The following is a 14,876-nucleotide window of genomic DNA, read 5'->3' on the forward strand; positions in this document are numbered from 1 at the left end:
TGGAGGCGGTGTGATGGCGGCGTTCTACGATGCCCGGGGCAATATCTATGGCGTGGTGTCGCCCGAGGCGCTGCGCAGCCTGGGCATTGCCTTGCCCGATACGGCGGCGCAGGCGGCCCTGGACCGGCGGCGGTGGGCTGTGCAGGCCATCGCCGCGCTGTGTGACTGGGCGCCGGGAGCTCGGCCGCAAGGGGCCAAGGCTCATCGCTGTGACGGCTTGTTGGTGGGGCCGTTCCAGGCCGGTGCGCCTTTCGATCTGCTGATCGTTAATACCGACGGCACCCTGGCCGAGCGCAGCGGCAATGGCCTGACGATTTTTTCCCAAGCCCTCACCGAACAAGGGCTGATGGCGGTCGAAGGCGAGACGCTATTGCGGGTGCATCATGACCAGCGCGGTGGCGACTCGCCGGTGATCACGGCGGTGGAGCCGGCGCGGGTGGCGGGGGTGTCGGGGTTCTGGCTGGATCTCGGGCAGCCGTGCTTCGGACCTGAGGCGGTGGCAGCTGATGGGGTGCAAAGCCTGACCTTCAATGGTTGCCAACTGAGCCGGGTCGCGCCCTTGCAAGCGTTGAATGCGCAGTGGCAGCACAGCCAGTTCGTGCGTATCGGCAATCCCCATTGCGTGACCCTGGTGGAGGCGGCCGATGCTTTGCCGAGCAACCCGCAGATGCTCGAACCGCCGCTGTTCGAGGGCCTGACCCGTATCGCGTTCGCCCGGCCCGTCGGCAACGGCCAGCCCTGTCCGGCCGGGGTCAACTTGCAATGGGCCATGCGCGCAGGTGAAGGGCGCATCGCGGCCCGGGTTTTCGAGCGTGGCGAAGGTCCCACCGCGTCGTCCGGCACCAGCGCCAGCGCTGTGGCTTGCGCGGCCTGGCGGGTGGGCTGGGTTCAGGCCGGACGGGTCGAAGTGCTGATGCCGGGCGGCACCGCGCCGTTGCTGTTGCAAGAGACCGATGGGGTGTTAACCCGGGTGAGCCTGTTTGGCACGGCGTGGGCCCTGGCTGACTGAGCAGGGCGCCGCCGTGGCGCTGGCCGGGTGCAAAACGGCTGGGGTTTATGTAGCGTGGCGGCAGTCGTGGCCTATCTCCCGATACCGCCCGCATTCATGGAAGGGATTCGACATGCAAAAAGGAATGCCCCGCCGCGCCTTGCTCAGAGGCTCGGTTATGGCTCTGGGGGCTTTAGTCGCTGGCAGCCTTGGCGGTTGCCTGACCAGCCAGCTGTACGAAAGCCGCGCCAGCAATGAGGTCTATACGGAAACCGTCAGCCAGTTCTACATCACGGCGGACGAGCAGAGCTTTGTCATCCTTGGCAAGAAGTACCACTACTTCGTGAGGGTCGATCCCGAGTTGCTCAAGGCCATCAAGTCGGATCTGCACGGAAAAATGCAGGCCGAGTTTTCGCAGATTCTCGTCAATGCGGGGCAGAACCTGGACGGTAACCTGCTCCTGAGAATTCCCGGGCTGGATCAGCTCGACGCCCAGCAGATCGAGGCAGCCGAGGCCTTGGGTTTCGTGGTGGCGAGGTCGCAGAACGCCCTGTTGCAGCGCTATGCCATTCGCGGCAGCCGCTTTAAGTCCAAGCGGGATATCAGCGCCTATCAGGCCAACCCGTTGAACAGCACCTACACCTTGCAGTTCTCGGCGTACCGGGAGAAGAGCAAGGTCGGCCAGGTGCTGTTGACGCCGGTGACCCTCACCGCAGACGGGGTGTTGACGATCCTCGCCCTGCCGCTGTTGCCGGTGGCGTTCATGGCGGCCCAGCCGTTTCGGGTCAAGTAAGCATCGCCACCGTCAGTCGCCGGCCAGTTGCACCTGGGCCATCTGCCGTTGCATCAGCACCTTGCCGTGGCGGATCGAATACAGCGGCAGGCCTTGGCTGCGGAGCATTTCGTAATCGCTGTCGGCCGAGAGGATCAGCAGGTTCGCCGGCCGACCTTCCTCAAGGCCGTAGCCTTCGCCCAGGGCCAGGGCCTTGGCGCTGTTGTCGGTGACCAGGTCCAGGGCGCTTTGCAGGTTGCTGTAGCCGAGCATGTGGCAGATGTGCAGGCCGGCTTCGAGCACCCGCAGGATGTTGCCGTTACCCAGGGGGTACCAGGGATCGACGATCGAGTCCTGGCCGAAGCAGACGTTCATCCCGGCATCCAGCAGCTCCTTGACCCGGGTCACGCCGCGGCGTTTCGGGAAGCTGTCGAAGCGCCCCTGCAGGTGGATGCTTTCGGTGGGGCAGGAGACAAAGCTGATGCCCGAGTGGCCCAGCAAGCGAAACAGCTTGGCGCAGTAGGCGTTGTCGTAGGAACCCATGGCGGTGGTGTGGCTGGCGCTGACCCGCGAACCCATGCCGCGGCTGCGGGCTTCTTCGGCCAGCACTTCGAGAAAGCGCGAGTGCGGGTCGTCGGTTTCGTCGCAGTGCACGTCCACCAGGCAGCCTGTGCGTTCGGCCAGGTCCATGAGGAATTTCACCGAGCTCACGCCCTGGTCGCGGGTGTATTCGAAATGGGGGATGCCGCCCACCACATCGGCGCCCAGGCGGATGGCTTCCTCCATCAGCTCGCGGCCATTGCGGAACGATTCGATGCCCTCTTGAGGGAAGGCAACGATCTGCAGGTCGATCAGGTGCGCGCTTTGCTCGCGCACTTCCAGCATGGCCTTGAGGGCGGTGAGGTCGGGATCGGTGACGTCGACGTGGGTGCGCACGTGCTGGATGCCGTGGGCGGCCAGGGAGCGGATGGTCTTGTGGGCGCGGGCGCGGGTGTCTTCGGCGGTGATGGTGGCTTTGCGTTCGCCCCAGCATTCAATGCCTTCGAACAGGGTGCCGCTCATGTTCCAGCGCGGCTCGCCGGCGGTGAGGGTGGCGTCCAGGTGAATGTGCGGTTCGACGAAGGGCGGCACCACCAGGTTGCCGCCGGCATCCAGGTGTTCGGGGCCGAAGGCCGGGACGGCGCCGGAGGTGTCGGCGCCTTGCAGGACAATGCGGGCGATGCGGCCGTTTTCCAGGTGCAGTTGGTACAGACCTTCACGGTGGCGCAGGCGGGCGTTGGTGATCAGCATCGGAGCAGTTCCTCGGGTCGGGCAATCAGTGGTTCAGCCGTCGGATCAGGGCAGGTCCTTGTCCCACGGTCGTTGGACGGCCCCCGGTCAGGCGTTAATGCGCGGTGCGGCAGGGGCAGGGTGTTGCGTGACCGGGCCATGATAGACCCGGAAGGTGCCGGGTGAGCAAATCAGGCCTGGATGTCGGCGGCCTGGGGGACGCGTGCGCCCAGCATTGCGCTCAACAGGATGTAGCTCAGGCCGGCAGCCGCGATGCCCACCAGCGGCGCGACCCAGGGCGAGCAGAAAGCCGCCAGGGTGCCCAGGCCATAGGCGCACAGCCCTGGCCAGTTCCAGGCCGGCAACTGGCTGTCGGCCAGACGCGGATAGCGGCCGCGCCAGCGATAGAAGAAGTCGGCCATGATCACCCCGCCAATCGGCGGAATCACCGTGCCCAGCAGCACCAGATAAGGCACCAGCAAGTCGTACATGCCGAGCATCGCCAGCAAGGTGCCGATCAGCGCGCCCACCAGGGTCACGGTCTTGCGCCGCTGGGTACGCAGCAGGTTGCAGCCGGCCACGGCGAAGTTGTAGATGGTGTTGTCCTGGGTGCTCCAGATGTTCAGCAGCAGCATGGCCATGGCCGCCATGGCGAAGCCTTGCAGCAGCAAGACTTCCACCACGTCCGGCTGCTGGTAGACGATGGCGCCGTAGGCACCGATCAGCACCATCAGGCCGTTGCCGATGAAGAAACCGATCAGGCTGGCGCTCACCGCCACCCGCGCTGAGCGGGAGAAACGGGTCCAGTTGGTGGCCTGGGTGGCGCCGCTGACAAAGGTGCCGAACACCAGGGTCAGGGCGGTGGACAGGTCCATGGTGGCGCTGGGGCTGAGGGCCAGCAGGCCGTCGAGACCGCCGACCTGGGTGGTCGCCACCGTCATCGACAGCACCAGCAGCAGACCCATGGCCGGCACCGCGATCCACGACAGGATCTCCAGGCCGCGATAACCGACATAGGCGGTGGCGCAAAAGGCCATGCCGAACAGCAGCATCAACCCCAGCACCGCGCCCTGATCCAGCTGGAAATACTTGCCCAGCACCACCGCCGCGGTGGCGGTGCCCCAGGCGTACCAGCCGACCTGGGTCAGGCCGAGGATCAGGTCGCTGAGCTTGCTGCCCCGTTCACCGAAGCACAAGCGCCCCATCAGCACCGTGTTCAGCCCGCTCTTGAAGGCGATGTAGCCCAGACTCGCGGCGTAGATCCCCAGCAGCAGGTTGCCGAGGACAATCACCATCAGCAGGGTGGTGAAGTCGAACGCCACCCCCAGCTTGCCGCCGGCGAACATGGTGGCGGTGAAGAAGGTGAAGCCCAGCAGCACCATGGCCATGGAGGCCAGGCCCTTGCGGGCGTGCGCTGGAACTTCGCTCAAGGGGTAGTCGTTGCCGGGTTCGTGCTGGGTCATGGGCCTGTCCCTGGTCGGAGTGATAGCCGGTTGTTGCAGCCAGCGTGCCAAGCGGCCTGACAACCGGGTGCTGCCCGGCAGGTATAGACGATCGCGGGCATTGAGCCACGAATGAGCGCCTGCGGCGGCACGAAAGCGGTGCAGGCAGCGTCATCTTGAGTCACGCCATGCCGCTGTGGATTAGTCGAACAGCACCTGGGTGGTCTTGCCTTGATGAAAGTCGAAAGCCTCCTGGATATCCCGTTCCACGGTGCGACCCTGGGACAGTGGCGGCAACTGGTCCGGGGCGAAGAACGCCGCGTCGCTGGTTTCGCTACCGGCCACCGGGGCCTCGGCGTCTTGCCGTTCACAGAGAAAGTACAGCTTGTAGAAGTCCCGGTGATCCGGCTTGTAGGGGCCCTTGGCCTTGTGCCGCAGGCCGTACAGCTGGCGCACCGAGACCTGGAGCCCGGCTTCCTCGTGGATTTCCTTGATGATGTTCTGCGCCGCCGACAGGCCCACATCGGCATAACCCCCGGGCAGGGCCCAGAGGCCGTCGTGCTGCTCGCGCACTAGCAGAATCTTGCCGTCCTCGATCAGCGCGCCGCGCACTTCGACCATCGGCGTCGAGTAGCGCTGGGCAAAGTCCGAGACCAGATCGGTGATGCGCTCCACGGGCACGTTGCCCAGTTGCGCGAGCATGTCGTGGGCGATGTCGGCGACTTCCTGGTAGCGCTCGCGGTCGTGCACGTCCTTGCAGAAGTGCAGGCCGGTGGAGGCGATGGCTTGCAAGCGTTTGGCGTGGGTCAGCCAGTGGCTTTCCATGGGTGGGGTTCCTGCGGCGTCAGAGAGAAGGCGCCTGTTTTAAGCCCTTGGCGCGTAGGGAGCAAGCACCACGCCGTGGCAGGCGGCGTGGTGCTCTTGGATTACCCCGCGAGATCCTGCAGATGGCAACGCACTTGCTGCGTCGCATTGCCCAGCAGCTGTTGCGGCTGTTCGCAACCCGGGCCGCGCCGGTTGCAGCGGTCGAAGAAGAAACAGCCGGCGGGCAGCTTGCGGTTGCCCGGCAGTTCGGTGGGCGCCGAAACCTGGCTGTCCGCCAGGGGCGCGCCGAGGCGTGGCACCGCATCCAGCAGCAGTTGGGTGTAGGGATGGCGCGGCCGCTCCAGCACCTGTTCGGCGCTGCCCAGTTCGACGATCTGCCCCAGGTACATCACTGCCACCCGGTCGGCCATGTGTCGCACCACCGAGACGTTGTGGGAGATCAGCACAAAGGTCAGGCCGCGACTGCGTTGCAGGTCCGCCAGCAGGTTGAGAATCTGCGCCTGCACCGAGATGTCCAGGGCCGAGGTCGGTTCGTCGAGGACGATGATGTCCGGGTTCGACGCCAGGGCCCGGGCAATGGCGATGCGCTGGCGCTGGCCGCCGGAGAACTGGTGTGGGTAGCGCTCCAGGTATTCGCCGCGAATGCCCACCTGCTGCGCCACCTTGGCGGCGATCTCGCGCATCTGCCCGGCCGGGGTGTTGCCCAGGGCGAACAGCGGCTCGGTGATGATCTTCCAGATCGGCAGGCGCGGGTCGAGGGACGACTGCGGGTCCTGGAACACGATCTGCACATGGCTGTGGCGTTCGCGGTCGCTGGCGTAGGCCCAGCGCAGGTCGCCGCTGCTGGGCTGGACCAGGCCCATCAGCAGCTGCGCCAGGGTGCTCTTGCCGCAGCCGGACTCGCCGACGATGCCCAGGGTTTCCCCGGGGCGCAGTTCCAGGTCGATGCCGTTCAGCGCGTGGGCAAAGGCCCGGGGCCGGCCCAGCCAGTCATTGCTCAGGGGGAAACGCACTTGCACGTCGTTGAGCCGCAGCAGCGGCGGGTTGCCGGTTTGCGAGGCGGTGGTAGTCATTGGGCGGACTCCGGGGCGGCCAGCCAGCAGGCGCTCTTGCGCTGCTCGCCGGCGTTGATCGAATGCAGCGGTGGCCGTTGGGCACATATCGCCATGGCCTGCGGGCAGCGCTCGCGGAAGGTGCAGCCAGCGGGCAGGTGGGCGAGGTTCGGCACCTGCCCGGGAATGGTCAGCAGTGGCGCGCCGGGGGCCACCTGCTCCGGCAGGCCGCTGAGCAGGCCGCGGGTGTAGGGATGCTGCGGATCGAGCATGACCTGGGCGGTGCTGCCTTGCTCGACCACGGCGCCGGTGTACATCACATAGACCCGGTCGCAGAACTGCGAAACCACCGCCATGTCATGGGTGATCAAGAGGATCGCGGTGCCCCGTTGCCGGGCCTTCTCGCGCAGCAACAGCAGCACCTGGCGCTGCACGGTGACGTCCAGGGCGGTGGTCGGTTCGTCGGCGATCAGCAGTTGCGGGTCGCAGGAGAACGCCAGGGCGATCATCACCCGCTGGCGCATGCCGCCGGACAGCTCGAACGGATAGGCCTGCAGCACCTGCTCGGGGTCGGCGATGTGCATGTCGCGCAGCAGGGCGATGGCCTTGGCCCGGGCCTGGTCCTGGCTCAGGCGCTGGTGATGGACGATCACGTCGAGCATCTGCCGGCCGATGCGCCGGGTCGGGTTGAGGGCGGTCATCGGCTCCTGGAAGATCATCGCCGCGTCGCGGCCACGGATCTGCAGTAGCTGTTTTTCCGGGGTGGCGAGCATGTCGCGGCCCAGCAGCGACAGGCTGCCGGAGGTGATGCGGTAACTGCGCTCGGGCAGCAGGCGCAGGCTGAGCATGGCGGTCACCGATTTGCCCGAGCCGGACTCGCCGACCACGCCGACGATCTCCCCCGGGTTGACGTGCAGCGACACGCCGTTGAGGGCCTGCACATTGCTGCGGTAGGCGGGGAATTCCAGGCTCAGGTTATCGATGTTGAGAACGGCGGATGAGCTCATGGTCATTTCCCCTGTTGCCGTGGGTCGAGCAGGTCACGGATGCCGTCACCCAGCAGGTTGAACCCGGTGGCGGTGAACAGGATCGCCAGCCCGGGAAAGGTCGAGTACCACCAGTTGTCGAGGATGAAGTTGCGCCCGGTGGCCACCATCGCCCCCCATTCGGCGGTGGGCTGCTGCGCGCCCAGGCCAATGAAGCCCAGGGCCGAGGCCATGAGGATGGCGCTGCCGATATCCAGGCTCAGTTGCACCAGCAATGGCGGCATGGCGTTGCGCCCCACGTGCCAGCTGACGATGTGCCAGCGCCCGGCGCCGTAGGTCTGGGCCGCCTTGACGTAGCCCATCTGGCGGATGCTCAGGGCCTGGCCCCGGGCCAGGCGCACGTAGAACGGAATGCGCACCAGGGTGATCGCCAGCATGGCGTTGAACAGGCTCGGGCCCAGGGCGGCGGCCAGGGCCATGATCAGCACCAGCGACGGCACCGAGAGCATGATGTCCATCAGGCGCATGATCAGGCTGTCGAAGCGCCCGCCGATGATCCCCGACAGGCAGCCCAAGAGGCCCCCGGCCAGGCACGAGGCGAAGGCCACGAACAGGCCCACGCCCACCGACTGGCGGCTGCCGTGGAGCACCCGGCTGAACAGGTCGCGGCCGACTTCGTCGGTGCCGAACCAGTGGGCGGCGCTGGGGGCGGCCAGGCGCTGGGCCAGGTTCAGGGCGTTGGGGTCGTGGCTCGACAGCCAGGGGGCGAAGGCCATGCACAGCAGCACCAGCAGGGTCATGCACAGCCCGGCGATGGTCAGCGGGCTTTGCCGCACGCGGTAGCCCAGGTAGGCCAGGCGCGCGCGCCAGCCGTTGGCCTGGGCCACGGGCAGCGGCAGGGGAATGTTCAAGGGAGCGGACATCTCAATTTACCTCGCCAATGCGCGGGTCGATCACCCGGTACAACAGGTCGATCGCCATGTTCAGCAGCACATAAATGAATGACACCAGGATGGCGAAGCCCATCACCGCCGGGAAATCCAGGGCCTGGATCGACTTCACCACGTAGGCGCCCATGCCCGGCCAGGCGAACACCGTCTCGGTCAGCACCGCACCGTACAGCAGGTCGCCCAGGGTCAGGCCGAGTACCGTCACCGAGGGGATCAGCGCATTGGGCAGGGCGTGGCGCAAAATCACTGCCCAGCGCGACAGGCCGTAGGCCCGGGCGGTGCGGATGTAGTCCTCGCCGAGCTGGTCGAGCATCGCCGAGCGGATCTGCCGCGCCACCACCCCGAGGTTGACGAAGCCCAGGGTCACCGCCGGCAGGATCAGGTGCTGCAGGGCATTGAGGAACAGTGGAATATCCCCGGCCAGCAGCGAGTCGATCAGGTAGAAGCCGCTGATGGTTGGCGGCGGCTCCAGGCCCTCGTCCAGGCGCCCGCTGCCGGGCAGCCAGCCCAGGTTGCCGTAGAACAGCAGGATCAGCCCCAAGCCCAGCCAGAACGCCGGGGTGGAAATCCCGGTGACCGCCAGGGTGCGGGCGATCTGATCGATAAAGCGGTTGTGATAGACCGCCGACAGCACCCCCAGCGGCACGCCCACCAGCACCGACAGCAGCAGGGCGGCCAGGGCCAGCTCCAGGGTGGCCGGGAAGAAGGTCTGCAGGTCTTCCAGCACCGGGCGGCTGGTGCGGATCGAGGTGCCCAGGTCGCCGTGCAGCAGGTCGAGCATGTAGCGCCCGTACTGCTGGTACAGCGGCAGGTCCAGGCCCAACTGGTGGCGGATGTTCTGCACGATGGCATCGCTGGCCCGGTCGCCGGCGATCAGCCGCGCCGGGTCACCGGGAATCAGGTGCGAGATGGTGAAGGTAATCAGCGAAACCCCGACCACGACCAGCAACAGGCCGAGCAGGCGTTTGCGCAACATATTCAGGAAGGCCATGAGGCAACCTCGTTAACGCTTGACGAACGGCGGGGGCAACAGCGGTGCCCCGCCGGGGACACGGCAACCCGGCACCGACCCGGTTCAGGGGCCGGCGACGGGGACTGCAGGCGCGGTCCTACTTGCTGATTTCAGCGATGTTGAACACCTGTTCCAGCATCGGATGGAACACGTAGCCCTTCACCGAATCGCGCATCGGCAGGCTGTAGTTCTTCTGGTACAGGTAGGCGTAGACGTTGTCCTTGAGGACGATCTTCTGCGCCTTCTGGTACAGCTCGATGCGCTTGGCGGTGTCGTTGGTGGCCGCCGCTTCGCGGATCAGGCTGTCCACTTCGGGGTTGCTGTAGAACGAGCGGTTGCCCGGCAAACCCTGCAGGCTGGAGTCGAACCAGAAGTTCATGAACATGTAGGGGTCGGCGAAGTCCGGGCTCCAGGAGCCGATGGCCACGTCGTAGTCACCCTTGCCGACCCGTTCACGCATGGTGGCGTTGGCCAGCTTCTCCATCTTCAGGTTGATGCCCAGGGGCGCCAGGCCCGCTTGCAGGGTCAGGCCGATGGACTCCCAGTTGGCGTCCTTGTCCGAGTACAGGTAGGTCAGGTTGCTGATCTTCTGCGGGGCCTTGGCCAGGCTGGCCTTGGCGCCGTCGAGGTTTTGCTGCATCAGCGGCAGGCTCGGGTCGTGGGACCACATGCCGTCGGGGATCGGCCCGTTCATCAGCTTGGCCTGGCCCTTGAGGATGCCGTCGACGATGCCTTTGTAGTCGATGGCCTGGACCAGTGCCTGGCGCGCCTCGACGTTGTTCAGGGGCGCACGCTGGTTGTTCAGGTACAGGTAGTTGACCCGCAGCGAGGGGAAGGTCTGGATCACCACCCCGGACTTGCCGGCCAGGGTGCCGAGCTGGTCTTCGGGCATGTCCTCGATGATGTCCAGGTCGCCGCGCTCCAGTTGCAGGCGGCGCACCGAGGCTTCGCTGATGATCTTGATCACCACCTTGTTCAGGCTCGGCTTGGGGCCTGCGTAGTAGCTGTTGGGCTCCAGCGTCAGCGACTGGCCCTTCTGCCAGTTGCTCAGGCGGAAGGCCCCGGAGCCGGCGGTGTGGGTCGACAGGTAGGCGTTGACGTCTTCGCCCTTGTTGGCCACGTCCGGGTTGATGATGCCGCCACCGTTGTGGGCCAGGGTGTAGAGGAAGGGCGCGTAAGGCTTCTTCAGGGTGAAGCGCACGGTCAGCGGGTCGACCACGGCCACGCTCATGTCATCCGGGAAGGCCCCGGACGGGCCTTGCTTGAGCTGCATCAGGCGCTCGAAGGAGAACTTCACCGCCGCGGCGTCCACCGGCTTGCCGTCGTCGAACTTGTTGCCGGGCTTGAGCTTGAAGTCCCAGGTCAGGTTGTCGGCGGAGGTGCTCCAGCTCTCGGCCAGGTCGCCCTGGACTTCGGTGCTGCCCTTGCCGTTCTCGACCTTGTAGGTCACCAGCTTCTGGTAGGCCGGGTAGGTCACGGCCCAGTCGTTGTTGTCGATGGTCACGGCCGGGTCGAGGGTCTGCGGGTCGGCGGCCTTGCCGATCATCAGGGTGTCCTTGGGCGCGGCGGCGCTGGCCGCCTGCCAGGCGCCCAGGCTCAGGGCGGCGCACAGCAGCGACAGGGCGACACGGGTGGACAGACGCACATCAGGGTTATTGCGCAGATTGGGGGTCATGCCGGTTTCCTTGATCATTCGATGTTGGGAAGTTCGTCAGGTTTTTTATAGAAGCTATAACCGGGCAGTTGTTGCTGAAGCGGTGTTGCAGTACGACCGGCTTGGGGCAGTTAGCTGCCTGTTGTTGTGGCCGGTTGGGGAACGGGAGATCAGTGTTCGAAGGGCTGGTCGTGCTCCTGGATCAGGGGGAAGTCCTCGGCGTTGGGCAGCTCGTAGTGCCACCACTCGGTGGGGATCGCCTCGAAGCCGGCGCTGAGCATGATCCCCAGCAGCAGCAGGCGATTGCGCTGCACCTGGGGCGGCAGGTCGCGGTAGAACTGGTGCGACTTGGGCTCCATGGCATCGAAGGCGGTGCCCATGTCCAGGGGCTCGCCAGATTCATCCACCAGGGTCAGGTCCACGGCCACGCCGCGGGTGTGGTGCGAGCCCAGGCGCGGATCGCGCACGTAGTCCGGGTTGGGCAGGGCCTGCCACAGCAGTTGCTGGGCGTAGGCCGGGCGATAGGCGTCGTAGATGCGCAGGCCCAGGCCGGCCATGCGCGCCAGCTGGCTGGCCTTGTACAGGCAGGCCGCGGCGTCCTTGTGCAGCAGGCAGCGGGCGTTGCGGTAGATCACCTGGCCGGCCAGGTTGTCGGCGCTGGCGTAGACCAGGTCGATTTCCAGTTGGTGGCGCTGGGCGTCGATTTCGACAAGGGGGCTGTTGTTCACTCACTCACTCCATCTTGGGGCACGCTTGAAGGTCAGGATTCGAACTGGCCGAAGGCTTCCTGCAACGCTCGGTTCTTCGCCAGGCGCTCATCCAGGCGCTCGCCATAGCCCTCGGCCACCGCGGACACCATCAGGTTGAACAGGCAGGTCAGCGGCGCCAGGGAATCCCAGAACTGGCCGACATCGGTTTTCAGTTGCAGCAGGTCCAGCGGGTAGTCCCGAGCCCAGGGGCATTGCAGGTCGGTGACCAGGGCCAGGGGCAGGTCGTTGGCGTTGGCTACTTCGCAGAAGGTCTGGGTGACGGCGGAGTAGGCGCGAAAGTCGGAAATGATCGCGTAGGGCTTGGCGAAGCCCGAGTTCAGGGTTTCCGCGTAGATGCCCGACAGGCCGTCGACGTAATAGACCTTGGGCCGGATGTATTCCAGGTGGCTGTGGAAGGCGTTGAGGATGCCCCGGGTCGACTGGATGCCGATGATGAACACCGCGTCGGCCTCGACGATCTGCCGCACGATGTCGGCGAACACCTGGCTGCGGGCCAGGCCGTAGACGTGCTGGATGGCCTCGATCTCGCGATGCATCGAGCGCTCCAGGGCGTCGTCCTGATGGGCTTCGCTGCGAAAGGCGCCGAGCCGGTCGGTGATCAGCCAGGAGGCCGGGGCATCGCCGCGCAGGCCTTGCTTGACGTCATCCAGGTTGCGGTAGCCCAACGAGCGCAGGAAGCGCCCCACGGAAATCCCCGTGGTGCCGGCTTGCTGGGCGATGCTGTCGGCGGTTTCGAAAGGCAACTGCTGGAGGTTGGCCAACAGGTAGGTGGCGATGCGCTTGCCGGTGGGCGTCAGGCTTGCAAACTGCTGTTCCAGGGTGATTTGGAAACTGTTCTTGTCCATGACCATCTCGCAAGGCGTTCGCGGGAAATGTTATTGAAGTTTCATTTTTGTAATTCGTGTTAGAAACATAACATCGGCCTTCGCGACAAAACAAGGCTTTTGTCCGACGGGGTCGTTTTCGGCAGAAAGTGACGCTGCTGGTTATCTTCAGTGGACCGCAGGGGCTGCGTTCAACCAGTGCCCGAGGTCACGGATGGCTGTTTCCACACAGCTGCTACGACCGCTCCAGGTGCAGGCCAGCATCAGGTTGCGCGGCAGGTTGAAATCTTCAACCGCAAAGCCCTGGGCATCGCGGCCCTGGGCGTCGTGGGGTACTTGCTGGCGCAGGGTCGCGGGGCCGCTGAAGTAGGCCCACACCGGCTTGCCCAGGGCGATGGCCGCGCCCACTTCGAAGGCGGTGCCGGAATCCGGCTCCAGGCCGCGAAAGTCGTTGAGGTTGGCCAGCAGGGCGTCGCAGGCGCGGATCATGGCCAGGTTCTGCTGGCAGATCCACTGCGCGGTGGCTTCTGGCGAGAGGTTCTGCGGGGCCTGGTTATCCAGGGGGAACAGACCGTGCAGGCCCTGGGCGCTGCACAGTTGCTTGAGGTATTGGCCATGGGCCACGGCATCGCGGCGAAACACATCGAAACCGGCGAGGTAGATACGTGGGCTCATGGGCAGCTTCCTTGCGACCTGTAGATGGCTCGGCTTACTCGCCGCGGTAGATGCAGCCGCTGGTGCAGGTTTCGTGGATGCGAATCGCCGAAAGCTCCGGCAGCAGCGGCTTGAGTTCGTTCCAGATCCACTTGGCCAGGACTTCGCTGGTGGGGTTTTCCAGGCCGGGGATGTCGTTCAGGTAGTTGTGGTCCAGGCGCTCGTAGAGCGGCTTGAAGATGGCCTTGATTTCCGAGAAGTCGCGAATCCAGCCGGTGTGCGCGTCGACCTCGCCGCTGAGGTGGATTGCCACCTTGAACGAGTGGCCATGCAGGCGGCCGCACTTGTGGCCCTCGGGCACGAAAGGCAGGCGATGGGCGGATTCGAAGGTAAATTCTTTGAAGATTTCCACAGTGTCGGTCAGCTCTGTCAGGTGGCGTCGCCCGCGGGCGAGTTGAGGCAGGCGGCGAGTTTATCAGCTTGGCTCCCGGGCTGCGGAAAAACCCTGACTAAAGGGTCAGTGCGCGGCCTGGGGCAGCCTCACAGGCTTTGCAGGCGTTCGCCCAGGCGGTTCTGCGCCGCCAGTTCGAGGAACTCGTCGCCCAGGCGCCGGCTTTCGTCCATGGCGTTGCGCCAGTATTTCTGCCGGCCGGCGTCATCGCCCATGAAGCGCTTGAAGTCGTTGCGGTCCGGCAGCTTGCCGTAGGGCAGGCGCGCCAGGTATTCCTTCGACGGCGCCAGCAGCAGGACGTCGCGCAGGCGCTCCGGGCTGGCCCGGCGCCAGGGCAGGGTCTTGTCGAACCAGCCGGGAATCACCCGGTCGGTGAAGTGCGGGTAGAGCACGATGTCGCTGCCGCTGTAGGGCAGGTCCAGGTGGTAGTCCAGCAGGCCGCCGTCGCGGAAGGTGCCGGCCCCGGCGCCGGGCAGTTCGCGCACGCCCTGCATGACCATGGGGATCGAGCCCGAGGCCAGCAGCGCCTGGCGCAGGTTGCTGCGATCCAGAGGCACGAAGCGCGAAGGGAAGTCTTCCAGGGCGTGCAGCGGCGGTGCCAGGCGCGGGTCATGCAGCACCAGGCGTTCGAAGTGCCGGGACAGGCGCGCGCGGCCGCGCAGGTTGTCGGCGATCACCGAAGACAGGCCCAGGCCGAGGCGCCCGCGGTGATCGTCTGCCAGCAGGCCGTGGCTTTTGACCACCATGATGTTCAGTCGGTAGTGAGGGTTGTCGAGGATCGACGCATCGCGGCCATCGAGCAGGTCGTCGAGCATGCGCTGCGAACTGTGGCTGATCTGCGCCATGGTCACGCCCTTGGCGAAACTCTGGGCGTTGTACAGCTGGCCCAGGCGACGGATGCCTTCGGCGGCGTCCGGCAGGCAGGCGCTGGCGAAGCGCCAGGAACCCACCGAGGCACCGATCAGCGAGCGTTCGCGGGGCACCGCCGGCAGCCATTCGCCGAACAGCGCCAGGTCCAGGCCCTGAATGCCCAGGGCCTTGGGCCCGCCGGCAGCGCCCGGCAAGGTGCCGACTTCACCGGCGTGCAGGCCTTGGCGGCGGATGCGGGCCAGGGCGCGAGGGCCGGCCTTGAGGGTCAGGGCGGGAAACTTGATATGGATGGCGGTCATACCGGGCTCACTCTTGAATCAGCCGCCGAGTATAGAGAACCCGGGCGCTTCGGGCCGA

Annotated in this window: 15 protein-coding genes; 2 read left to right on the forward strand and 13 right to left on the reverse strand. The window is 65.9% G+C overall.

Translation table 11 applies throughout. The annotated features are described in order from the left end of the window. The first annotated feature begins 13 nt into the window (after positions 1–13). Together Q8O96_RS23430 and Q8O96_RS23435 are read left to right on the forward strand one after the other, a co-directional pair. Positions 14–1,009, forward strand: a complete 996-nt coding sequence (locus Q8O96_RS23430) for a diaminopimelate epimerase (protein ID WP_305949504.1) — start codon at positions 14–16, stop codon at positions 1,007–1,009. Positions 1,010–1,121: 112 nt separating this feature from the next. Next, the gene (locus tag Q8O96_RS23435; RefSeq protein WP_305949505.1) at positions 1,122–1,781 is read left to right on the forward strand and encodes a hypothetical protein; all 660 of its coding nucleotides are present in this window, start codon (positions 1,122–1,124) and stop codon (positions 1,779–1,781) included. A 12-nt stretch (positions 1,782–1,793) separates the two neighbouring features. Here the strand turns inward: Q8O96_RS23435 and codA are convergent, their stop codons facing one another. From codA to Q8O96_RS23500, 13 genes are all read right to left on the reverse strand, one after another. Beyond that, on the reverse strand, positions 1,794–3,050 hold the full coding sequence (gene codA, locus Q8O96_RS23440) for a cytosine deaminase (protein WP_102864619.1): 1,257 nt from the start codon (positions 3,048–3,050) through the stop codon (positions 1,794–1,796). A 170-nt stretch (positions 3,051–3,220) separates the two neighbouring features. Further along, positions 3,221–4,492, reverse strand: a complete 1,272-nt coding sequence (codB, locus tag Q8O96_RS23445) for a cytosine permease (RefSeq protein ID WP_305949506.1) — start codon at positions 4,490–4,492, stop codon at positions 3,221–3,223. Positions 4,493–4,672: 180 nt separating this feature from the next. After that, positions 4,673–5,296, reverse strand: coding sequence for an NUDIX hydrolase (locus Q8O96_RS23450; protein ID WP_129405806.1), 624 nt, complete (start codon positions 5,294–5,296; stop codon positions 4,673–4,675). A gap of 101 nt (positions 5,297–5,397) precedes the next feature. After that, complete coding sequence (locus Q8O96_RS23455; protein WP_305949507.1) at positions 5,398–6,369, reverse strand: oligopeptide/dipeptide ABC transporter ATP-binding protein; 972 nt, start codon at positions 6,367–6,369, stop codon at positions 5,398–5,400. Next, positions 6,366–7,361 carry an ABC transporter ATP-binding protein gene (locus Q8O96_RS23460; protein ID WP_305949508.1) on the reverse strand — a complete coding sequence of 332 codons (996 nt, stop codon included), beginning with the start codon at positions 7,359–7,361 and terminating at the stop codon, positions 6,366–6,368. The genes Q8O96_RS23455 and Q8O96_RS23460 overlap by 4 nt, the downstream gene beginning before the upstream one ends. Continuing rightward, a complete protein-coding gene (ddpC, locus tag Q8O96_RS23465; RefSeq protein ID WP_102864622.1) occupies positions 7,358–8,257 on the reverse strand; it encodes a D,D-dipeptide ABC transporter permease in 900 nt (299 codons plus the stop codon). The genes Q8O96_RS23460 and ddpC overlap by 4 nt, the downstream gene beginning before the upstream one ends. 1 nt (position 8,258) lies before the next feature. Further along, positions 8,259–9,275 carry an ABC transporter permease gene (locus tag Q8O96_RS23470; RefSeq protein WP_207166262.1) on the reverse strand — a complete coding sequence of 339 codons (1,017 nt, stop codon included), beginning with the start codon at positions 9,273–9,275 and terminating at the stop codon, positions 8,259–8,261. Between the two features lie 118 nt (positions 9,276–9,393). Continuing rightward, positions 9,394–10,971 carry an ABC transporter substrate-binding protein gene (locus tag Q8O96_RS23475; protein ID WP_305949509.1) on the reverse strand — a complete coding sequence of 526 codons (1,578 nt, stop codon included), beginning with the start codon at positions 10,969–10,971 and terminating at the stop codon, positions 9,394–9,396. Positions 10,972–11,120: 149 nt separating this feature from the next. Continuing rightward, complete coding sequence (ddpX, locus tag Q8O96_RS23480; protein ID WP_305949510.1) at positions 11,121–11,678, reverse strand: D-alanyl-D-alanine dipeptidase; 558 nt, start codon at positions 11,676–11,678, stop codon at positions 11,121–11,123. 32 nt (positions 11,679–11,710) lie between these two features. After that, positions 11,711–12,571, reverse strand: coding sequence for a MurR/RpiR family transcriptional regulator (locus Q8O96_RS23485; RefSeq protein WP_250330036.1), 861 nt, complete (start codon positions 12,569–12,571; stop codon positions 11,711–11,713). 141 nt (positions 12,572–12,712) lie between these two features. After that, positions 12,713–13,219 (reverse strand): nucleoside 2-deoxyribosyltransferase, encoded by a 507-nt coding sequence (locus Q8O96_RS23490; protein WP_305949511.1) that lies wholly within the window; start codon positions 13,217–13,219, stop codon positions 12,713–12,715. Between the two features lie 34 nt (positions 13,220–13,253). Next, the gene (gene queD, locus Q8O96_RS23495; protein ID WP_011062303.1) at positions 13,254–13,610 is read right to left on the reverse strand and encodes a 6-carboxytetrahydropterin synthase QueD; all 357 of its coding nucleotides are present in this window, start codon (positions 13,608–13,610) and stop codon (positions 13,254–13,256) included. Between the two features lie 128 nt (positions 13,611–13,738). Beyond that, positions 13,739–14,818, reverse strand: coding sequence for a patatin-like phospholipase family protein (locus Q8O96_RS23500; protein WP_305949512.1), 1,080 nt, complete (start codon positions 14,816–14,818; stop codon positions 13,739–13,741). Positions 14,819–14,876 lie beyond the last annotated feature (58 nt).

The organism is Pseudomonas sp. LPH60, from assembly GCF_030718165.1.
Classification (GTDB): domain Bacteria; phylum Pseudomonadota; class Gammaproteobacteria; order Pseudomonadales; family Pseudomonadaceae; genus Aquipseudomonas; species Aquipseudomonas danubii.

What these genes read in the sequence shown, in the direction of transcription:
- Q8O96_RS23430 (WP_305949504.1), top strand. Translation starts at nt 14, where the DNA reads ATGGCGGCGTTCTACGATGCCCGGGGCAATATCTATGGCGTGGTGTCG.
- Q8O96_RS23435 (WP_305949505.1), top strand. Translation starts at nt 1,122, where the DNA reads ATGCAAAAAGGAATGCCCCGCCGCGCCTTGCTCAGAGGCTCGGTTATG.
- codA (WP_102864619.1), bottom strand. Translation starts at nt 3,050, where the DNA reads ATGCTGATCACCAACGCCCGCCTGCGCCACCGTGAAGGTCTGTACCAA.
- codB (WP_305949506.1), bottom strand. Translation starts at nt 4,492, where the DNA reads ATGACCCAGCACGAACCCGGCAACGACTACCCCTTGAGCGAAGTTCCA.
- Q8O96_RS23450 (WP_129405806.1), bottom strand. Translation starts at nt 5,296, where the DNA reads ATGGAAAGCCACTGGCTGACCCACGCCAAACGCTTGCAAGCCATCGCC.
- Q8O96_RS23455 (WP_305949507.1), bottom strand. Translation starts at nt 6,369, where the DNA reads ATGACTACCACCGCCTCGCAAACCGGCAACCCGCCGCTGCTGCGGCTC.
- Q8O96_RS23460 (WP_305949508.1), bottom strand. Translation starts at nt 7,361, where the DNA reads ATGACCATGAGCTCATCCGCCGTTCTCAACATCGATAACCTGAGCCTG.
- ddpC (WP_102864622.1), bottom strand. Translation starts at nt 8,257, where the DNA reads ATGTCCGCTCCCTTGAACATTCCCCTGCCGCTGCCCGTGGCCCAGGCC.
- Q8O96_RS23470 (WP_207166262.1), bottom strand. Translation starts at nt 9,275, where the DNA reads ATGGCCTTCCTGAATATGTTGCGCAAACGCCTGCTCGGCCTGTTGCTG.
- Q8O96_RS23475 (WP_305949509.1), bottom strand. Translation starts at nt 10,971, where the DNA reads ATGACCCCCAATCTGCGCAATAACCCTGATGTGCGTCTGTCCACCCGT.
- Q8O96_RS23485 (WP_250330036.1), bottom strand. Translation starts at nt 12,571, where the DNA reads ATGGTCATGGACAAGAACAGTTTCCAAATCACCCTGGAACAGCAGTTT.
- Q8O96_RS23490 (WP_305949511.1), bottom strand. Translation starts at nt 13,219, where the DNA reads ATGAGCCCACGTATCTACCTCGCCGGTTTCGATGTGTTTCGCCGCGAT.
- Q8O96_RS23500 (WP_305949512.1), bottom strand. Translation starts at nt 14,818, where the DNA reads ATGACCGCCATCCATATCAAGTTTCCCGCCCTGACCCTCAAGGCCGGC.